Raw genomic sequence first — 21,162 nt, forward strand, 5'->3', positions numbered from 1 at the left:
GAAATTTAGTATAATTACAACAAGTCAAAAAACATACCCATGCGAACATTTTCTCTACTTCTGCTTATTATCACGTTATCTGTCTCATCCGCTCAGGCACAAAAAAGAAAAAAGAGTGGAAATCCGGACTACACCCCTGCCGAAGAACGATGGGAAGGTTATCAGCAACGCCTGAAACTGATAGAAAATTCACTCGTCAAAAATGTGCCCTTCAGAAATGCAGGTCCTACGATCATGAGTGGCCGGGTGGTAGACTTTGCCGTGGACCCTGACGACCCCACCCATTTTTATGTAGCCTATGCCTCCGGAGGACTTTGGGAAACAAAAAATGAAGGAGCTTCTTTCACACCACTATTTGATAATGAAATCGTCATGACCATAGGTGATATCGCTGTGGACTGGGATACCAATACCATCTACATCGGAACCGGTGAGAACAATTCCAGCCGGTCGTCCTACTCCGGATACGGTTTGTTTAAATCTGCCGATAATGGTAAAAGCTGGACGCATCTGGGACTGGAAGAAAGCCATCACATTGGCCGGGTGATCCTGCACCCTGAGGATAAAAATACCATTTGGGTCGCATCACTAGGCCACCTATACTCTGAAAATCAGGAACGAGGGATTTACAAAACCACAGACGGAGGTAAAACCTGGCAAAAAACACTCTATGTAGACAGCAAAAGCGGGTTTGTAGAGCTGGCCATCAACCCGGAAAACCCCACTGAATTGCTGACAGCCGCATGGGAAAAAGATCGCAAAGCCTGGAATTTTGTAGAAGCCGGTGAAGGGTCAGGGCTATTTAAGTCCACAGATGGCGGAGAAACCTGGCAAAATATATCTAAAGGGGAAAATGGTTTCCCCGACACTAATGGCATGGGTCGTATAGGTCTGGCCTTTGCACCCTCAGACCCTTCTATAGTTTACGCCGTTTTGGATAACCAGGACAGAAGAGATAAAGAAGAGGAAGAATCCTATGCCGTAACCAGGGAGTTACTTAGAAATACCACACGCGATGCATTCCTTGCCCTCGCCAACAACAATATCAATGACTTTCTGGATCGCGAGGGATTTCCATCCAAATACAATGCTGTGGATATCAAAGCGGACGTAGAAAAAGGAACCGTAAAACCCATAGACCTTGTCACATACCTGGAAGACGCCAACTCCATGCTTTTTGACACCCCCGTAAAAGGCGCTGAAGTTTATCGTTCAGACGATGGCGGACTGACCTGGACGAAAACACATGAAGACTACATCGAATCGCTTGTCTACTCGTATGGGTACTACTTTGGTCAGATCCGGGTGGATGGCCAAAATCCGGATATCCTTTATACCATGGGCGTTCCGCTAATCAAGTCAATGGATGGTGGTAAAACCTGGGAAGCTACCAAAATGGAGAATGTGCATGCTGATCATCACGCCCTGTGGGTGAACCCAAACCGGTCAGGACACCTGATAGACGGGAATGATGGTGGTGTAAACATTTCATACGATTATGGAGAGACCTGGGTAAAATGCAACTCGACCTCCGTAGGGCAGTTTTATTCTGTCAATGTGGACATGGCTGAGCCATACAACGTTTACGGTGGGCTTCAGGACAATGGCGTCTGGAAAGGCCCCAGTGATTATGAGTACAGGTACAGCTGGTATGAGGAAGGCAAATATCCGTACGAAAGGCTCCTGGGTGGTGACGGCATGCAAGTGGCCATCGATACCCGAACCAATGAACTGGTTTATACAGGCTATCAGTTTGGGAATTATTTCAGGATCAACACGACCAATGGCGCCCGCAGCTACATTACTCCAAAACATGAGCTGGGAGATACTCCCCTTCGCTGGAACTGGGAATCACCGATCACGCTGTCTGCTCACAACCAGGACATTGTCTATTTTGGAAGCAACAAATTTCACCGGTCCATGGATCAGGGTGAAAACTTCGAGACGCTCTCAGGGGACCTGACCAACGGAGGCATAAAAGGAGACGTAAGCTACGGAACACTAACCACCATCAGCGAATCACCAAAGCAATTCGGACTGATCTACGTGGGGAGTGATGACGGATTGGTTCACGTTTCAAAAGATGCCGGCATGACATGGACCAGGGTTTCTGATAGGCTTCCGCAAAATTTCTGGGTCAGCCAGGTACAGGCCTCCAATCATAAAGTGGGCCGGGTGTATCTCAGCCTCAATGGGTATCGCTGGGACAACTTTGAAGCGATGATCTATGTCTCGGAGGATTATGGAAACTCCTGGCGAAAAATAGGCGCTGATCTCCCGAAAGAGCCGGTCAATGTGATCAAAGAAGACCCCGAAAATGAAAACATCCTATACGTAGGCACAGATCATGGCGCATACGTTTCGCTGGATAGAGGTATCACTTTCATGGCATTTCAGGGTGGACTGCCTGCAGTGGCTGTGCATGACCTGGTAATCCATCCACGAGATAAAGACCTGGTTATGGGAACACATGGACGGTCTATTTACATCGCTGATGTTTCTACTATCCAGCAGCTTCCTGGGTTAACGGATAACCTGAAGCTGTTCCAGCCTGAAGAAACCCGGTATTCTGACCGATGGGGCAATCGTGGCGGATGGTACTGGGCTGGCTTTAATGAGCCGGAAACTACCTTTGAAGTATACGCAAAATCAGGTGGCAATGCTTCTGTCAGCATTCATAAAGATGACCTCCTGCTAACCTCCTTTGAGGCAAAGCTTGATGCCGGACTCAACTACATCGAGTATGATTACACGTTTGACAGATCAAAGGCGGACCAGTTGAATGGAATACTGGAGCTTGACGAGGACGATCAAATCGAAGAAAAAGAAAACGGGTTATTCTACCTGGCAGCCGGAGATTACACTATCACCGTTAATCAGAGTGGAGTGGAATCTACAGCGACCCTTACAATTACTAAGCCAAGAGAAAGCCCTAAAAGGAAGGGATCTGAGTGAGCAAGGTTGCGAGTTGCGAGGTTGTGGGGTGTAAAACTGTTTGCGGGTTGCGGGTTTTAATGGTTGCGGGTTGTGAGGTTCATGTGAGAACATCTATCCCCCTGGGGGGATTACAATGTTATTAAGTTAAGGTCACTCCAGAATGGAGTCTTTGGTAATTTGAGCATTTTCGTTTCAATAATTGATAGACCCTATCCGGATGGAATCCCGGATGGAATCACTGGAATGACTGATCTTTTCGGAGCAATAAGCCTTAACTTAATACCATTAGGGGGATTGGTTGTGGGTTGCGGGTTAGGTTGCGAGTTGTGGTGGGTTGGGATCACCGCTTACACACTGACCACTGATTACAGATTACAGATCACACACTGATCACCGATCACTGGTTACTGTTTCACACAGATTGCAGGTTTGCGCTAATACTCCCTACTGCTTAATCGCAACTTGACAAGGTTAGGACTAAGTACTTTGCTTCAATAACTCCTTGTATCCTGATCAGTTAAGGTTGTTACAACGATTTTTCGTTTTCGTATGTTTATATTTATCCTATAGTTCATTAAGCTACAATCAGATGAAAGCAATAGAAATAAATACGAAAACAATGATGAAGAAGAAATTTGGATGAAATCCATTTCGAAAAACCCTGCTTTTGATTTTTTAAACAACCCGGAAGAAAACGTTTATTCATTAGACGATGGCGAACCGTTCAACGACTAAGAATTCGATTATCCTGGTCCCATTTCCTTTTGTTCGATGATAAATAAAATATAGTCAATCCGCAATTAACCTCTTTATAATATGAAAACGCTCTTTAAAACGATTATGATCGCTTTATGGGTCTCTGCCTGTACACCTTCTCCGTCGGAAGATACCGCCAAAAGCTCCCAACCAAAGCCTGAGCCAGCCTTTGACTCACTCTTAGCGGCTGAAACCGGTGCGGACGCCTACGGGATGAGACAATATGTACTGGCCTATTTGAAGGCAGGACCCAACCGGGACCAGGACTCTACAGAAGCAGCGAGGATTCAGAGGGCTCACCTGGACAACATTACCAGGATGGCCGAAGAAGGCAAATTGGTGCTTGCCGGTCCATTTCTGGATGATGGGCCTGTAAGGGGAATATACGTTTTTGCAGTAGAGACCATAGAAGAAGCGGAAGAGCTCACCAATACAGACCCGGCTGTTCAGGCAGGTAGACTGACCATGGAGCTACACCCCTGGTACGGCAGTGCAGCATTGATGAAAATCAATGAGCTGCATTCGAAAATTTCGGAAGAGGGGATTTGATTACAACCCTTTCACTCTCAATTCAGTCTTATATCCGCAAACATAGTTTTAAAAAATAGTATGCTTGCATAATATTTTTTTTCTAACTTTAATGGTCACAATTATTAAAGATTGGAATTAACTTTCTATACTAATTAAAAAATGAAGATGATGAAGAAAAACTTAATTAACCCATTAAAAGCCCTGGCATTGTTTACAGTGGTTTTCGGACTTGTATTTATAACGAGCTGTGGAGATGATGATGATGGAGAACCGGATCCAACACAAACAATCGCAGAAATAATAGCAGCCGATAGCGAGTTAAGTGAACTTACTACTTTCCTAAACGCTGATGCTGAACTGAAAGCTTACATAGAAGGATCAGCTGAATATACCCTCTTTGCTCCTGCTAACTCAGCTTTTGATCGACTTAGAGCTAATCTTGGCGTAGAAACATTAGATGATATCGCCCCTTCAATAATAGCCAGAGTATTGCGTTTCCATTTTATATCCGGGACTGTACTAAGTGAAGAGCTTACTCCAGGTTCATCTAAAACAACCTTAGAGGGAAACACTGTTTCCATTGGACAGAATGGTAATATTGCCGATGCTGGAACAGATTCAGATGGGTCAGAAATCTTAGAGGCTGATGTTAGGGCTACCAACGGTGTGGTACATAAAGTAGAAACTATTCTTGTTCCGGATCCTATTTTACAAAGTATTGGTTTGAATCTCGGAACCCTTGCACAGCCAGTTTTACTGGGAGCTGCTTTTACTGATGTTGCCGGAATTATTGGAGTAGCTGATTCTGATGTACCTGATGGAGAAACATCAATAGGAGGAATTCTTGCCGATAAAGAAAATAAGTATACTTGCTTTATTCCAACTAACGATGTTTTAACAGCAGTTCTTGGGGAAACTAAAGAAGCGACAATTACTCAATTAACTTCTTCACCGGCCGTTGCAAGAGGATTCCTTCTAAACCACATTAGTTCGGGCGAACTAAAGGCAGGTGATCTTTCTGCAGGTGCTACAGTAACAATGCTTTCTGAACTTTCACTTACGATACTGGAAGTACCTGTTTCAGAAACTACACCTACTGGTTGGGTTTTAGCTTATGATCCGCAAAATTCTGATACGTATTTGCCAATTTTTGCAACTGATGTATACCAGGCAACCGTTCCAGATCCTGAAGATCCGGATTCATCTATTACCCTGGATGCCGCCTTAAATGGGACGCTTCATGTTACTCCCCCTATAAGTGGACAATAAATTGAAACTTATATTTAAAACCCGGCATTGTCCGGGTTTTTTATTGGTACCGCTCTCCACACTTCTGACAATAGTTTGCGTCACCTTCATTGTAGGTGGTACACCGGCTGCATGGCTTCCTGTTTTTCTCTTTTTCTGTTTTATCCATTCTGGAAAGTTCTGAGGTCATAATCCCAGTAGGAACAGCTATGATGGCATAACCTGTAAGCATCAATACGGTAGCGAAGGACTGTCCCAAAATGGTTTGGGGAGCTATATCGCCATACCCTACCGTAGTAACGGTCACTACCGCCCAGTAAATACTCTTGGGGATACTTGTGAAACCATTTTCTCCGCCCTCGATCAGGTACATCAGGGTGCCCGTGATCATCACCAGGGTAGATACCGCCCCGATAAAGATCAGGATCTTTCGCAGACTCCCTCTCAACGCATTCCCCAGCACCCTGGCCTCATCCAGGTAGCGTGTCAGCTTCAATATCCGCAGTACCCGGAGCAGCCGAAGTGCCCTTACCACCATTAAATAACTTCCACCGGTCATAAAAATACTCAGGTACGTAGGTGCCAGGGCCAGGAAATCAATGATCCCAAGGTAGCTGAAAATATACTGCCTGGGCTGTTTGCTGATAAAGATCCTTATCAGGTATTCGATGCTAAACAGGATGGTGAAGGTCCACTCGGCTATGAGGAGTTCTTCTCCGTATGTTGATTTGACCGCAATGATACTCTCCAGCATAACCGCAATGATGCTCAGGAGGATGGCCCACAGCAGAATGATGTCAAAGAGTCTGCCTGCCCGGGTCTCGGTGCCAAAGACCACCACATAAAGCCTGGTGCGAAGGGCCGGGAAATGTTTAAATCCAGGTTGTTTCATAGTTAAATATCGCTAAACTGATATTCATTAAAAAGCCCGGACAGTATCTGCCCGGGCTCCTGATCTTTATGTTTTATTTTTTTAATTCATCAACTCATCAAAGGTCACCGAGACATAGTAGATAGCTCCAATATTCGGACCTCCTAAACTCTGTATGTAATAATCACCCAGGACATTAGACCCTCCAACTTTAAAAAGTAACTTATCGAGTTTATAGGAAACCTGTGCATCTAGTGTACTATATGCAGGCACATCTCCTACAGCAAAAGAGGACTCCCACCTAAAAGCATCCTGCCACCGATAAGTCAGATTAAACCCTATATTATCGGTAAGTTTTCTGTTGCCAAATTGGACATTGAACTTATGTTCGGGAGTATTAAAATCATTTAAAGTATTTTCATTATATCCTGAAATAAACCTGTTCCAGTTATAGTTTCCGCCAATGGTAAATCCCCTGCTAAGGCTGTAAGTGAGTCCGATTGCAGCACCCTGTGTCTTCACTATCTGATCCTGATTGGTATAGATCTGGAATGTATTAGTAGAAGTCCCATTTAAAATAGAATTGAAAGCCGGATCTCCTGCTGAGTAGACATTAGAACCAATTGAAGCGTTAATGTCATCAGCATCCTGCTGAGTTAATTCGCCAGCTGTCACTACACGAATCTGGGTTATAAAATCGTTGTAAATATTGTAATAGTAAACTGCATCCACCAGTAACTTATTCTGAATCAGACTTTTATATCCCAATTCAATAGACTTAACCTTTTCAGGTTTTACCGGCTCAAACTCGGTAAATGGTTCTAACAAGCTTGTAGCTGCTGGATCAAAAGGCTGCAACCCACTAAATACTTCATTTCGAAATGCATTCACAGACCCACCGGTAAAAGCCAATGGGACATTAGTGGAACTCCTTTTTGTGAGATTATAAAAATCGTAGAATTGAGGCAACCCTCCTAGTAATCTGGCAGAAATTATATCCAATGAAATATATTGCCCTTGCGTTGTTGGATTTCTAAAACCTGTTTGAAAAGAAGCTCTGAAGTTGTGATTGTCGTTCACAGTATAAACAGCCGAAATTCTGGGGTTAACCTGCCCTTTAAAGTTTTCATTTTTATCGAACCGGATCGATCCGGAGAATTTCAAATTATCAGTTACCTTCTTCCCAGCCTGAAGGTAGGCTCCGTATTCATTGATCGTAATTGCCCCGGCCGTATCTGGGAAAATGGTTCCATTTGATTTCAACTCAAACACTCTAATGCTTGCACCGCCCAGCAGCTCCATAAAATCTATTTCGTTTTTGAAATCATACTGTACTTCACCATGATACATGTTTGATTGATCATCAAACAGAGGACCTACTGGAACAACGCCCTCTAACACATCACTCTTAATCTCCTCAAAATCACTCTCACCTGCCGATAGCGGATACCTGCTCTCCATTTGAGATGAAGCATATTGATGAGCTTCCAGTTGGGTTTGTAGAGGGATATCATTAGGGTTTGAACCCGGAGCTATATCATTATTATAGTAATACCTTAATAACCATAATGGATATTCGGTTAAATAATTACTAACATTACCTCCAAATCTTACATCATTAATACGTTTTGCAAGAAATTCTGCGATATAACTGCCCCCTGACTCTTCTCGAGTGGTATATGCTCTTACGTAAAAATTATCGCCCCTCAACTGGAGTCTGTGTTGTTGAACTCCAAAATCTGCCAACGAATAACGCTGCGCACCTGTATAAATGGATGTTCCCCAACCTCCGTTAAACAGATAACTCAACTCTAACTGATCATTGATTCTATAATAAAGGCCAGCATTTAATTTCTTATTTTCCGCCCCATAATCTACGACATATTGCTCCTCATATGCTGGAGCAGAAACAACGTGACTTGGCAAGAAACCATTCTGAGCATAATTCCATGCATTTGTCTGACCGATATTATCATTCCCTGCAAAAACTCCCAGCCCCGTTGTTGCTAAAGTTTGCCATCCTAAACTTGTCTGGGTATTTCTACTAAATCGAAGTATATTAAGATTAAGAGCTGCTTCGTCTCCCATAAAGTGCAACCGATCTGCTCCAGGGTTTTCAGCGCCAAGAGATAAAAAGGGATTGAAAGCAGCATTTCGATCCATTGTTGAAGTACCATGCCAGTCATCAGCTTTCGAATAGCTACCATGTATTTTAAAGGCAAATTTGTTATTGAAAGCCTTGGCATACCGAAGTGAGGCTTCGTACATTGGTGAAACTCCCTGATCCGCACCACTACCCACATGATTCACCCCGGTCTTCACAAATGCACTGGCCCCCTGGTAATCAAAAGGATTCTTACTATTGATCAGCAAAATACCATTAAAGGCATTTGGACCATATAATGCTGAAGAAGCCCCGGGGATCAGCTCTACGCTTTCCACATCCAGCTCTGATGGACCATTGAGATTACCTATCGGGAAATTTAAGGCAGGCGCCTGCGTATCCATTCCATCTATCAGCTGAACAAATCGCGTATTCCCTGTAGAGGCAAAACCCCTGGCATTCAGGATCTGAAAGTTGATGCTGCTGGATGCAATATCCACTCCCTTAAGGTTAGCAATGGCTTTATAATAAGTATCAGAAGAAGTATTTTGCACCGACAGAATGTCCATCTTTTCTATACTCACGGGGGACTGGAGAATATTTTCTTCCACCCTGGAAGCGGAAACCACTACCTCCTGACCCAGCATAAAGGATTCGGCCATTTTTATCTCAAGCCCGGATGCATTGGCCTGCTCCACCCTGATCTCCTGGCGCTCATAACCCACACTACTTACAGTAAGGGTTATTGGCGGCTTTGAATTCACATTCAAAGAGAAATTCCCGTTTACATCCGAAATGGTTCCCAATACTGTTCCCTTCACAAGTATATTAACCCCAATGAGAGGCTCACCTGAATCCGCATCGGTCACTGTCCCGGAAACAGATACCTGACCCCAGACGGCTGTAGCTAAACAAAAGACGAAAAGGGTGGATAGAAATGATTTCGTAATTGTATTATTCATAGAGCTGATGTGTTTTGGTCATAATGTTGCTACACTAATATCAGGAAAAAAATCAAGATTTACAGTTTCCAAAACTCTTTATGATTAGAAAATCACCATTTTGAACATAAAAAAAGCCTGAATTTTTATCAGGCTCACACATTGTATTCTTTTTTTGAAGAACGGTTTAACCAACTTCCTTTTTCAAGTGCTCTACCAATCGATCACAGACAGCATTTAGCTCTGAGGACATATACTCATCTCCGGTAGAGTTAAGGACACTTTGCGCCATCCCTCCAATACAGTCAATATAAAAGCGCTTCATATCGTCCACTGGCATGTCTTTGGACCATAAATCGATGCGCAAGGTATTTTTGGTAGTGTGATCCCACATGGATAAACTAACGGACTTGGTTTCTGAAGGCCCCGGCTGATCCTTATCGTCAGCATCCCACACTATACGTTCCGGTATATTATCCTTGTCCAGTTCTACTTCCAGCTTTATTTCCGACTTTTTCATGCTTAATTAAATATGGCTTTAAATTCCTGGTAATTCATTCCTTTTTCCTGAATAGGTGAAGTATCACAGGGTAGCTCAGAAGCTTTATTGTTAATGTCATCCACCCGATTCTCATGCTTGGGGTGGGTACTTAAAAACTCTGGCACGTTTCCAGTACCTTCTTCTTCCAACAGTTTCTCAAAAAACGATGCAGCCCCATCACAGGCATATTCTGTCTCTGCCAGATAAATAACAGAATACTCATCCGCTTCAGCCTCAGCCTCGCGACCAAAAGCCAAAGTAGCTCCGGTTCCGGCTATAGTCGCTGCAATCTGCTCCAATTGAGAGGGATCCTTTCCTAGCGCGATACTGATCAAAGCAGATAATGCGTATTGCCTTTGAAGACGCTTGATGCTATGACGCTGATCCGCATGGGCAATCTCATGCCCCATCACACCAGCCAGGTCATCTGCATTATTGAGGTATTTGATAAGTCCGGTGTACACATAAATATATCCGCCCGGAGTAGCAAAGGCATTCAGGACATCATCATCTATGATGTGGACTTTCCAAACAAAGTCATCTTTATAGGTGACTTCACCCGAGTTGAGAATAGCACCGACCATACCATTTAAGTAAGCATAAGCCTCCGCATATTCGGCTTCATCCAGGATCGTAAATGAAGAATCGTTGGCGATCTCTTCAGCCACCTGGGCTCCAAGCTGCTGATCATTCTCTACGGAGAAAAAAACAACATCATTGTTCTTATCACAAGATCCAAGTGCACAAAAAAGTGCAAGAGATGCTAAAAGCGTAAATCCTTTTATGATTTTGACCATAATATTTAGTTTTTAAGGTAGACTTTTCTTAAAGTCAGCATAAGTCATACCAGTTTCGTTGATCATGTCGGTAGAGCAGCTCATTGAGCTTGCTAATGTATTGATATCTTTTACACGGTTTCCGGGACTGGGGTGCGTACTCAGGAACTCGGGAGTTCCTCCAGCCTGTCCTTCGTTCAGAAGTTTTTCGAAAAATGAAGCAGCACCATTGCAAGCATAGGAAGTTTTGGAAAGGTATCTTACGGAGTATTCATCCGCCTCTGATTCCGCACCACGGCTAAACTTCAATACGGCGCCTGTTCCTGCCAGCTGCGCTGCTATTTGTGCGAGCTGGCTGGGGCTTTCACCCAAGGCAATGCTCAGCAATATAGAAATACCATATTGCTTTTCCAGCTGTTTAATGGAATGCCTTCTGTCTGCATGGGCGATCTCATGTCCCATCACACCAGCCAGATCATCCGCGTTATTGAGGTATTTGATGAGTCCGGTGTACACGTAAATATATCCGCCCGGAGTGGCAAAGGCATTGAGGGTTTCATCATCTTTGATAATCTTTAGCTCCCATACAAAATCATCCTTGTAAGCCACAGCGCCACTATTCAGGATCTGTTGCTTCATTGCATTGAGATACTTATAAGCATTCGGATGCTGAGATGCTGACAGTACCGGAAACTCTCCGGGCTTTGAGGCTATTTCTTCGCTGACCTGTTTCCCCAGCTTTTTGTCATCCTCAATAGAAAAGAAAATCGAACCAACCTGGCCGGAAGCGGCACACCCGGCAAACAGTAATATAATAGCTCCCTGACTGATAAATCTTAATACTTTCATGTGTTCAAAGTTTCGAAATAAGCCGGGCCGCGTAGGCGGTTTGCCGCAACTCTTTGATCATACCATGTTGGTATGGCTCAATATCTAAGTTGAGCATTATGCTCATTTCATATGGATTCATTTAAAATTGAAAACGCTGATTGTTTATCCTGATTCAACTGAGCCTTTAGCTGATCAATGCTGTCAAACTTCCTTTCCTTACGTAAAAGCTTCACAAACCGGATGGTCAATCGTTGATTATAAATATTTTCATCAAAATTAAAGATATTCACTTCAATTCTTCTTTCCGTACCAGAAACGGTCGGGCGCTGCCCAATGTTTAACATCCCCTGTAACTTGCGGCCACCGTACTCTACTAAAACCGCATAAGCTCCGTCTGTCGGGATCAGCTTGTAGGTTTCCGGCACATCGATATTTGCAGTAGGAAACCCTATACTCCTGCCGATCCTGTCGCCATCTTTAACGAATCCCGTAAGGCTATAGTATCGCCCCAAAAACTCATTGGCGATGTGAATGTTCCCCTGAGCAATGGCTTTTCTGATCTTGGTAGAGCTCACTCCCACGTGTTCTATATCCTGCCGAGGTATTTCCTCCACGTCAAAACCGTATCGGCCGGAGTTCTCCTTAAGGTACTCAAAGCCACCTTCACGGTTCCTGCCAAAGCGATGATCGTAACCAATAACAAGCTTCTTTGTCCGGATCTTATCAACCACAATCTCTCTTATAAACTGATCAGAAGAAAGCTCTGAAAACTCCCTGGTAAACGGGATCTTGATCAGGTAATCAATGCCGATCTCTTCCAGAAGGCTCGCTTTTTCTTCGAAAGTAGTCAACAACCTCAGCTCATCAGCACCTTTCTTCAAAACAAACCGGGGATGTGGCCAAAATGTAATTACCACGGTCTTACCCTGCTTCTGGTGAGCGTAGGAAACTATATTTTTCAAGATCTTCTGATGGCCCACATGCACTCCATCAAAAGTTCCGCTGGTCACCACAGCATACTCAGGAGGTGTAAATGCATTTACATCTTCAATTAATTTCATCTGCTTAAAGTTTGCAATAATGCCTGATAACCGGTAGCCAGATTAATCATCCTCCTACCTGGGGGCCGTACTGCCCTTCGGCAGGCGGCCCTGTGTGTCTCCTTAATGATCTCAGGCATGGCCTGTTTCATCTCCTTTTATTTTTCGCACAAATTGTTCCAGATTTTCAGCTTCATCAATCGAATAGTTCCCGATCCTGGTTCTTCGTAAGCTCTTCAGGTGAGCTCCTACTCCTAAAATCTCCCCAAAATCCCTGGCCATACTGCGGATATACGTTCCTTTGGAGCACTCGATCAGAAAATGCACATCAGGTAAGTTGATAGAAGTGACCTCAAAGCGGTGAATAGTGACTGCTCTCGGATCAATTTTCACTTCCTGGTTCTGCCGTGCTTTTACATAGGCCCGTTCGCCTTTTATGCGAATCGCAGAATGAGCCGGCGGAACCTGCTCTATCTCTCCGGTTAGTTCATTTGTGGCACTATGAATAGCCGCTTCTGTAATGTGATCGATTGAGTTCTCAGCATCATACTCCGTTTCCAGATCAAACGATGGAGTGGTTTTCCCAATAGTAAAGATCCCGGTGTAGGTTTTATCAAGACCTTGCAGCTCATTGAGTTTTTTTGTGAACTTGCCGGTCCCTATCAGCAGGAGGCCTGTGGCCAGCGGATCCAGAGTGCCAGCATGACCTATTTTTTTTACTTTCAGTACATAACGCAGCTTTTTCACCACGTCAAAGGACGTCCAGGTAAGGGGTTTATCTATCAACAGAATTTGTCCTTCGGAAAAAATACTCAGATCCATAGCTGAGATATAATTGCAATTGATCCTACTAATAAACAGTAGATCGCAAAATAAGTTAATTTACCCCTTCTCACGATCCCGATCATCCATCTGCAGGCAGCATATCCCGAAATGAAAGCAGCCACAAATCCTACCATAACCACCAAACCTGAAACCCCGCCAGAAGACACCGGAGCTTCCAGATAATCTTTTAGCTTCAGGAAGCTGGCTCCCAAAATTGGGACTAAAACCATTAAAAATGAGAAACGAGTTGCTTTGCTTTTTTCTACGCCCAGCAGCAACCCTGTAGCGATAGTGGCGCCTGACCTGGATATACCAGGCAAAATGGCAAAAGCCTGAGCAAGACCAATGATAAAGGCCTTAAAAGGACTAACCTCCTTTTGGTTATCTTTTTTGAAATAAGTGAAAAACAACAAAGCCGAAGTGATCAGCAGCATACTCCCCACAAGCAACAGGTTTCCGGTAAAAAAAGCTGTCACCTGATCTTCAAAGAAAACTCCTACTATACCCACAGGGATCATAGAAATGAGGATTTTGACAGCAAATTGCCAGGATTCATTCCATTCCAGTCGAAATAAACCGCGAATGATCTCCACAATATCCCGCCAGAAAACCACAACAGTACTGAGAGCTGTGGCAGCATGAAGTATGACAGCAAACAGTAAATTATCACCGGTTTCTACCCCAAGGAGCACCGTACCTATCTCCAGGTGTCCGCTACTGCTTACCGGCAGAAACTCTGTCAATCCCTGGATGATACCCAGAAATAGCGCTTCAATCCAGGTCATGCTTATTTGTTATCCTTGCTGTTTTGAGATTTTTTTGGCTTGTAGAATATCGCGACAAACTCGATCAGGAAGCCCAGCATCACTACAATCGGTCCCAGGGTGATACCCAAAAACCCGAAACCATATGGTTCACTATCAGAAGCCATGAGGGAAAAACCCAGGACCAGGGTAAGTACCCCTACGATCATGATGATATAATTGGCTTTCTGAAAGGCAAATTTGCTTTGTTCTGACATGTGTTTAATAAAGTTCGTCCAATGAAAGTTTTAAATATTTTCTTACGGCGCGCCAGGTACTTAAGTATCCCACCACAATACCCAGTACGACAAGCGAGGTAAAAAGGATGGCCATATTTTTTGTATCCTGCAACTGCTCCAGATCATCAATGCGCTGATTCATGTACATAAGGATCAACCCCAGAAAAAAAGATGCCAGCATCCCGGCAAGAAAACCATACCACGCTGAACGCTTCAGAAAGGGTGACCGGATAAAACCGCCTGTAGCACCGACAAGCTGCATACTCCGTATCAGAAAGCGTTGAGAAAACATAGCCAGCTTAATGGTATTATTAATGAGTATGATCACCACGATCAGCAAAACCAAAAAGAAACCTACCAGCACTATTCCTATTTTTGTAAGGTTTTCATTGATACTTTCTACAAGAGACTCCATATACGAAACTTCGTAAACTCCCCGAATGGATTCAATGTCTTTCCGGATAAGCTTAAGCGAGTCGGAGGCCTGATAAGCAGGTTTAATATTTACTACATAAAGATCACGAAGGGGGTTGTCCCCTAAAAATTCCGTGAAATCCTCTCCGGTGTCCTGCATAAACTGCTCCGCTGCTTCTTCCCTGGTAATCAGACGTATGCCGGGTTGGTCATTTTTGGCAAGGACATACTCCTTAGATCCAATGGTTCGGCTTATACGGCTCATCTCGCTCGAAGAAAGTTGCTTGTTAAGGAAAACCTGAACCTCAATATTTTCCTGAATAATAGAAGTGAGCTTATTGGTATGCAATGCCATCAGACCAAATAAGCCAATAACAAAAAGTGCCAGTGTAATACTAAAGACCACACTGACAAACGGATAGCTTCCTAGCTTACGTTTTTTACGGGTTTTCTGTTCCATCCCGCCCCAAAACTAACTAATGTAAATGGATTTGTAGATTTAGAGGTGCCCTTTATTCGGTCAGTTTACTATTTCGCAAGATCTCCAATTCTTCTCGAAGCTTCTTGTTAGTGATAACCGGCAGTTCCTCCACTTTGTCCGTAACCTCTACCTGGTAATATTCAGAGTCATAGTAAACATAGATTCTACGCTCATCAGCTTTATTGATCTCCAGAATCTCGTAAGGTTGCTTACCAAAATCGCCGTAGAGGTACAGTTTGCCTTCCAGGTATTTGTATTTGATGGTTCCGGAATTGCGATTTACTGTTTCTACATCCAGGGGTTGCGAATCGCCACCTACTTCATCCAGCGACGAAACTTCCGGAATATCAAGGTCTTCGGTTTTCATCGCATCCTCGCTATCTACATCTGCAAGCCCCGGAAGGTTTACTTTAGGTGTAAAGTCTCGTTCGGATTCATCAGCAGTAGACTTAGCAACAGCCTCTTTTACCGGCTCAGCTTTTTCAACAGGTTCTTCTCTTGCCTCTGACCCCGCAGGCTCAAAGGCTTTTTCTGTGACCAAAGGCTCCTCTTCAGGAATTTCAATCTCAGGAATTTCAATGTCTTTATTTGGCAGGTAGATACCATCGATGTATGTGTGGTCAACCGGATGACCGGTAAGATCATCTGCATCAATGTTGTAATAAGCGACAATACCCAAAACAACAACAACCAGGGTACCGCCAATGGATTTCAGGATTGTATTTGAACCAAAAGATCCCAGTCCTACCCAGTTGGAAGATACATCGATTGCGTTTAGCCTGCCTTTTAACTCGGCTTTGCGGTATTCTGAGATCCCCTCCTTCACTAACTGTTCGTACAATACCTCTTCTTTGAATGCAGGGTCAATCTGCATTTGATTTTCAAATGAAGCAAGGTCGCTACCCTCGAGATCACCTCTCAAATAGCTTTCAATTATATCTTTTTGCTTAAAGTCCATCAATCAAAAAAGTCAGTTGTACTGTATCGCTCTTTTATTAAACTATCCAGTTTCTTTTTACACTTATATTTTTTCGTTTTGGCCGTATCAGTATTCGCAAAATTCAGCTTCTCAGCTATGTCTGTCATATTCAGACCATCAAAATAATAATACGTCAAAATCTTTTTGCAAGTATCTCCCAACTCGCTGATACATTGCATAACCACTTTGTACCTTTCCTTTTCGTCATAAGTTTGGTACTCCTCACTATCCACTTCTTCACTGGAAAGCCTGCTTTTTCGCTCGAGCTCTTTCCTCCACTGATTCATGCAGATGCTGTATAGGAACGTGCTGATTTTAGATGTAAGTACCAGTTTTCCGCTTGCTGCTTTTTGCCAAAAGGCAAGCAAAGCTTCCTGATAAACATCTTTAGCTTCATCTTCCGTACCATTATTCTTAAGGACCATGTTGGTCATCATCCTGTAATACTTCTTGTACAGATAGTCTAAAGCCCGCTCATCCCCTTTACTGATCTTTTCAAGAATCTCACTATCCTTCATACACCGAGGAAGTCGAAACTCCCTGTTTTAAATACAATAAGTCTATAAAAAGTAACCTCCCTTTACGATAAATCAGGTGATTTCTACTGTAAATTAACTGATTTACCCTATTAACCCAATGATAGCCCCCTCCATCAGGGCAAAAATACGATCCCCTTTTTTAGGATTTAAGACGTAACTTCCGGTAAAGTTGCCAAATGCCGGAAGTATTCCCTGCATTCTCCCAAAATAAAAACAAGGCATGACCATACTCTGCCGTGCAGGGCCACGCAGGCGTACACCGGGGTGAATATGACCGGCTATGTTATAAACTTCCGAATCGACAGGCTCATGGGTAAATCGGAATGGCCCCGTTACCCATTCTGGCACAAGCTCGATCACTGTTTGGGCGTAACTTGCCTCGTCCAGAATATCATGATTGCCTTCTACCAGAATTTGACGGACGCTCTTATGACTTGCTGACCAGCTGATAAAATCCTGCCATTCAAGGTTTTCATCACTATGGAACAGATCGCCCAAAAAAATCAACCTGTCTGGCTTATACTTTCGGACCTGTTCATCCAGGCGTTGCAGATCTGAAAAATGGATCTTTTTAGGAACCGGCACTCCATTTTTTCGAAAATGCCCGGCTTTTCCTAAATGCAGATCAGATACAATCAGAGTTTGCTGATCTGGCCAATAAACGGACCTGCCTGCATCCAGTATAAGATCCTGGCCACAAAGTTGCAGATTAATTGTTTGCCGGAGGGCCTTGCTAACCTTCATAAGGCAGCCATGTTTGTGTGCGGAAGAAAAACATAAGGTATCCCCGAACTTTTAGATTATTATCCTCACCAATCCAAAGCTTACAATCATATACACTTCCACTTTCCGGATCCAGGATCTCACCACTGTCATATTCGGTATCATCAACATCATATTCCATGTCGGTAATGATTTCCATCCCGATGATTTTCTGATCTTTTTTGTCTCCTGAACATTCATCGCAGACGGGATCCTGATCTTCTCCCGGCTCCCTAAACAACTTGGTGATCTTACCATAGTACTTACCCCCTTTCTCATAGATCTCTACCACAGATCTTGGCTTACCAGTGTTATCATCGATGGTCTTCCATTTGCCCACTATGGACTGAGCAGAGCACGTGAGAGAAATTGCTAATAGGAAAGAAACAATAATGTATCGCATGTCATTTTTAGGTTTTGAAAAAACAAAAATAGTGAAAGCCCCTTTCCTGTTAGTGGTATATCAGACGGGAGGTATTGCCACTTCAAGTTAATGCAAGAAAAAACCCGATAAGTATACTACACTACAAACAAATAGAATTAATCACTCAATGATTTATAATCTAGAATTTTTGAGCTTACTCTGGTGTTATTCCAAAGCGTTTTTAGAAGCATATCGAAATGGAAATAAGAAAATATAAATCATCCGATCACCGACAACTATCACAGATGATCTTGGCGCTATATCAGGACGACCCGGAGGGCGAAGCAATGGATCAGGCTAAAATAGAGCGGACAATTGGAGTACTGACTAAGTTCCCCATGAAGGGTCAAATAGAAATCATAGAAAGCCACAATCGCATAGTAGGGTATGGTCTACTCATCAACCAGTGGAGCAATGAACATGGAAGTGATATTTTACATATAGATGAGCTGTACATTATTCCGGAAGCAAGAGGAAGAGGGCTTGGAACAAAGTACGTTAAGCGGATTATTCAAACCAATGAGAAAAAGGTCATCGCATTGGAAACCACCCCATCAAACCGAAGAGTAAGAGATTTCTACTACAGCCTCGGGTTTGTTAAGGCGACAAACGATCATCTGTTTTACTACAAAAATTAATTTTCCATATTTTGACAAACCCCAACAAAAAAAGATGGCCCGCTTCCTGGCCATCTTTTTAGCAAATCTAAATCTACATCTTAACTCAGATGTTCATGTCTATTTTAGATCAAATCGATCCAAATTCATCACTTTAACCCAGGCTTTTACAAAGTCTTTTACAAACTTCTCTTCAGAATCTGTAGCTCCATAAACTTCAGCAAGTGCTCTGAGCTCCGAATTAGATCCGAAAATCAGGTCTGCCCGAGTTCCGGTCCACTTTACTTCACCAGTCTTACGATCACTTCCTTCAAAAACATCTCCTTTTTCTGTGATAGCTTTCCAGGTAGTACCCAGATCCAGAAGATTCAGGAAGAAATCATTGGTCAACCTTCCCGGAGTTTTTGTGAAGACGCCATGTTTGGAGTGATCATAGTTTGTATCCAGAACTCGCATACCGCCAACTAACACTGTCATCTCAGGAGGAGTAAGTGTTAACAATTGTGACTTATCCAGCAACATCTCTTCTGCTGTGGTATTGTGCTTAGGTTCAAAGTAATTTCGAAAAGCATCTGCTGGCGGCTCCAACCATGAGAAGGACTCTACATCAGTCTGCTCCTGCGAAGCGTCCCCCCTACCTGGTGAAAAGAGGACTTTTACATCATGGCCTGCATCCTTTGCAGCTTTTTCAACAGCAGCACTTCCACCCAGAACGATCAAGTCCGCTAGCGAAACCTTTTTATTTCCGGATTGAGCATCATTAAACTCTTCCTGAATTCCTTCAAGTACTCCCAGCACTTTCGCTAACTGCTTAGGGTTGTTGACTTCCCAATTCTTCATAGGCTCTAGTCGGATATGTGCACCATTAGCACCACCTCTTCTATCAGAGCCACGGAAAGTGGAAGCAGAAGCCCAGGCTGTAGATACCAGCTCAGAGGTAGTTAACCCTGAATCAAGTATTTTTCCTTTCAGAACAGCCACGTCCTTATCATCAATCAACTCATGGGTCACTGCCGGAACGGGGTCCTGCCAAAGCAATTCCTCCTCCGGTACCTCAGGACCAAGTAAAAGCTCCTTAGGCCCCATGTCCCTGTGAGTAAGCTTGTACCATGCTCGTGCAAACGCATCTGCAAATTCATCAGGGTTTTCATAGAATCGTCTGGAGATCTTTTCATATGCAGGGTCTTCTTTCAGTGAAAGATCTGTTGTCAACATGAAAGGAGCATGTTTTTTTGCCGGATCATGAGCGTCAGGAATGGTGCCTTCACCAGCTCCGTCTTTTGGTCTCCATTGCCATTTGCCTGCAGGGCTCTTATATTTTTCCCAATCGTATTCAAACAGGTTTTTAAAGAAATTGTTGCTCCATTGTGTTGGAGTTTGGGTCCAGGTTCCCTCAAGGCCACTGGTAATGGTGTCATTGCCTTTACCACTTCCAAAACTACTTTTCCAGCCCATACCTTGCTCTTCAATGGTAGCTCCTTCAGGATCCGCAGCGAGGTGCTCTTCGGGGGCCGCACCGTGTGTTTTTCCAAATGTATGCCCCCCCGCTATAAGTGCCACGGTCTCTTCATCATTCATCGCCATGCGGGCAAATGTCTGCCGAATGAAGTATGCTGCCTTTTTCGGATCAGGCTCTCCATCAGGTCCTTCCGGGTTTACATAGATCAGCCCCATATGGTCCGCACCAAGAGGTTTCTCGAGCTCCCCATCTTTATCATGGCGTTGGTTATCTAACCACTCACCTTCAGACCCCCAATAAATGTCTTCTTCCGGTTGCCAGACATCTTCACGGCCGCCTCCAAAACCAAACGTCTTGAAGCCCATAGATTCCAAAGCTACATTACCGGCCAGGATCATGAGATCTGCCCAGGAGAGTTTCTTACCATATTTCTGCTTAACCGGCCACAGCAATAAACGAGCTTTATCCAGGTTTACATTATCCGGCCAGCTGTTGAGAGGTGCAAAACGCTGGTTACCGGTACCACCACCTCCACGTCCGTCAACGACACGATATGTGCCAGCGCTGTGCCATGCCATCCGGATAAACATTGGTCCGTAGTGGCCAAAATCTGCGGGCCACCAGTCCTGAGAGTCTGTCATCAGGTCGTTGAGGTCTTTTTTTACAGCCTGAAGGTCAAGCTTCTTAAATTCTTCAGCATAATTGAAATCTTCATCCATTGGGCTGGACAAGGGGGCATGCTGACGCAGAATATTCAGATTCAGCTTGTTAGGCCACCATTCACGATTTTGGGTGCCTCCACCCGCACTTTCACGTAGAGCGCCATTGTGAAATGGGCACTTACCTTCACCATTAGTACTGTGTGATGAGTTGTTATCTTCCATTTTTTGAATCAATTAAAAGTTTGACTGTTTTTCACAAATGTGCAATAATCATTATTTATAAATTTTATAAACCTATTAGTTTAAATTATGATAATAATTATACCCACTATATGCTATTAATTTACTAAAAACGCAGGCCATTTAAAAAGGAAATGGAAGC

General features: G+C 43.6%; 19 protein-coding genes. 4 read left to right on the top strand and 15 right to left on the bottom strand.

The genetic code is table 11. The features are described 5' to 3' along the window. Positions 1–39: 39 nt before the first annotated feature. The 3 genes from AC3E9V_RS17665 (at position 40) to AC3E9V_RS17675 (ending at position 5,493) form a co-directional block, all read left to right on the top strand. Positions 40–2,955, top strand: coding sequence for a WD40/YVTN/BNR-like repeat-containing protein (locus tag AC3E9V_RS17665; RefSeq protein WP_488749470.1), 2,916 nt, complete (start codon positions 40–42; stop codon positions 2,953–2,955). A gap of 798 nt (positions 2,956–3,753) precedes the next feature. After that, the gene (locus tag AC3E9V_RS17670; RefSeq protein ID WP_488749471.1) at positions 3,754–4,242 is read left to right on the top strand and encodes a YciI family protein; all 489 of its coding nucleotides are present in this window, start codon (positions 3,754–3,756) and stop codon (positions 4,240–4,242) included. A gap of 147 nt (positions 4,243–4,389) precedes the next feature. Then, positions 4,390–5,493: a fasciclin domain-containing protein gene (locus tag AC3E9V_RS17675; RefSeq protein ID WP_488749472.1), complete on the top strand. Its 1,104-nt coding sequence runs from the start codon at positions 4,390–4,392 to the stop codon at positions 5,491–5,493. Between the two features lie 40 nt (positions 5,494–5,533). On the opposite strand, the gene AC3E9V_RS17680 is transcribed toward AC3E9V_RS17675, so the two are convergent. The 14 genes from AC3E9V_RS17680 to AC3E9V_RS17745 all read right to left on the bottom strand — a co-directional run bounded on the left by AC3E9V_RS17680 (position 5,534) and on the right by AC3E9V_RS17745 (position 18,021). Continuing rightward, positions 5,534–6,364 (bottom strand): ion transporter, encoded by an 831-nt coding sequence (locus AC3E9V_RS17680; protein WP_488749473.1) that lies wholly within the window; start codon positions 6,362–6,364, stop codon positions 5,534–5,536. Between the two features lie 81 nt (positions 6,365–6,445). Further along, positions 6,446–9,409, bottom strand: coding sequence for a TonB-dependent receptor (locus tag AC3E9V_RS17685; RefSeq protein WP_488749474.1), 2,964 nt, complete (start codon positions 9,407–9,409; stop codon positions 6,446–6,448). 166 nt (positions 9,410–9,575) lie between these two features. Further along, positions 9,576–9,908, bottom strand: a complete 333-nt coding sequence (gene gldC / locus AC3E9V_RS17690) for a gliding motility protein GldC (protein WP_488749475.1) — start codon at positions 9,906–9,908, stop codon at positions 9,576–9,578. A 2-nt stretch (positions 9,909–9,910) separates the two neighbouring features. Next, on the bottom strand, positions 9,911–10,726 hold the full coding sequence (locus AC3E9V_RS17695; RefSeq protein WP_488749476.1) for a M48 family metalloprotease: 816 nt from the start codon (positions 10,724–10,726) through the stop codon (positions 9,911–9,913). Positions 10,727–10,738: 12 nt separating this feature from the next. Next, entirely contained in the window at positions 10,739–11,554 is an 816-nt protein-coding gene (locus AC3E9V_RS17700) for a M48 family metallopeptidase (protein ID WP_488749477.1), read from the bottom strand. A 107-nt stretch (positions 11,555–11,661) separates the two neighbouring features. Then, complete coding sequence (locus tag AC3E9V_RS17705; protein ID WP_488749478.1) at positions 11,662–12,597, bottom strand: bifunctional riboflavin kinase/FAD synthetase; 936 nt, start codon at positions 12,595–12,597, stop codon at positions 11,662–11,664. A gap of 111 nt (positions 12,598–12,708) precedes the next feature. Next, positions 12,709–13,398, bottom strand: a complete 690-nt coding sequence (gene truB / locus AC3E9V_RS17710) for a tRNA pseudouridine(55) synthase TruB (protein ID WP_488749479.1) — start codon at positions 13,396–13,398, stop codon at positions 12,709–12,711. Continuing rightward, the gene (locus AC3E9V_RS17715) at positions 13,389–14,186 is read right to left on the bottom strand and encodes an undecaprenyl-diphosphate phosphatase (protein WP_488749480.1); all 798 of its coding nucleotides are present in this window, start codon (positions 14,184–14,186) and stop codon (positions 13,389–13,391) included. Before AC3E9V_RS17715 ends, truB begins: the two co-directional genes overlap by 10 nt. A gap of 2 nt (positions 14,187–14,188) precedes the next feature. Continuing rightward, positions 14,189–14,422, bottom strand: coding sequence for a DUF3098 domain-containing protein (locus tag AC3E9V_RS17720; RefSeq protein ID WP_488749481.1), 234 nt, complete (start codon positions 14,420–14,422; stop codon positions 14,189–14,191). A gap of 4 nt (positions 14,423–14,426) precedes the next feature. Then, complete coding sequence (locus tag AC3E9V_RS17725; RefSeq protein WP_488749482.1) at positions 14,427–15,317, bottom strand: cell division protein FtsX; 891 nt, start codon at positions 15,315–15,317, stop codon at positions 14,427–14,429. A gap of 52 nt (positions 15,318–15,369) precedes the next feature. After that, on the bottom strand, positions 15,370–16,296 hold the full coding sequence (locus AC3E9V_RS17730; protein WP_488749483.1) for a hypothetical protein: 927 nt from the start codon (positions 16,294–16,296) through the stop codon (positions 15,370–15,372). Next, the gene (locus AC3E9V_RS17735) at positions 16,296–16,835 is read right to left on the bottom strand and encodes an RNA polymerase sigma factor (protein WP_488749484.1); all 540 of its coding nucleotides are present in this window, start codon (positions 16,833–16,835) and stop codon (positions 16,296–16,298) included. Before AC3E9V_RS17735 ends, AC3E9V_RS17730 begins: the two co-directional genes overlap by 1 nt. A gap of 102 nt (positions 16,836–16,937) precedes the next feature. Beyond that, entirely contained in the window at positions 16,938–17,600 is a 663-nt protein-coding gene (gene pdeM, locus AC3E9V_RS17740; protein WP_488749485.1) for a ligase-associated DNA damage response endonuclease PdeM, read from the bottom strand. Next, a complete protein-coding gene (locus AC3E9V_RS17745) occupies positions 17,590–18,021 on the bottom strand; it encodes a DUF2147 domain-containing protein (protein WP_488749486.1) in 432 nt (143 codons plus the stop codon). The genes pdeM and AC3E9V_RS17745 overlap by 11 nt, the downstream gene beginning before the upstream one ends. Positions 18,022–18,239: 218 nt before the next feature. On the opposite strand from AC3E9V_RS17745, the gene AC3E9V_RS17750 reads away from it, so the two are divergent. Continuing rightward, complete coding sequence (locus tag AC3E9V_RS17750) at positions 18,240–18,680, top strand: GNAT family N-acetyltransferase (protein WP_488749487.1); 441 nt, start codon at positions 18,240–18,242, stop codon at positions 18,678–18,680. Between the two features lie 99 nt (positions 18,681–18,779). Here the strand turns inward: AC3E9V_RS17750 and katG are convergent, their stop codons facing one another. Beyond that, complete coding sequence (gene katG / locus AC3E9V_RS17755; protein ID WP_488749488.1) at positions 18,780–21,002, bottom strand: catalase/peroxidase HPI; 2,223 nt, start codon at positions 21,000–21,002, stop codon at positions 18,780–18,782. Positions 21,003–21,162 lie beyond the last annotated feature (160 nt).

This window comes from Marinoscillum sp. HNIBRBA16962, assembly GCF_057801515.1.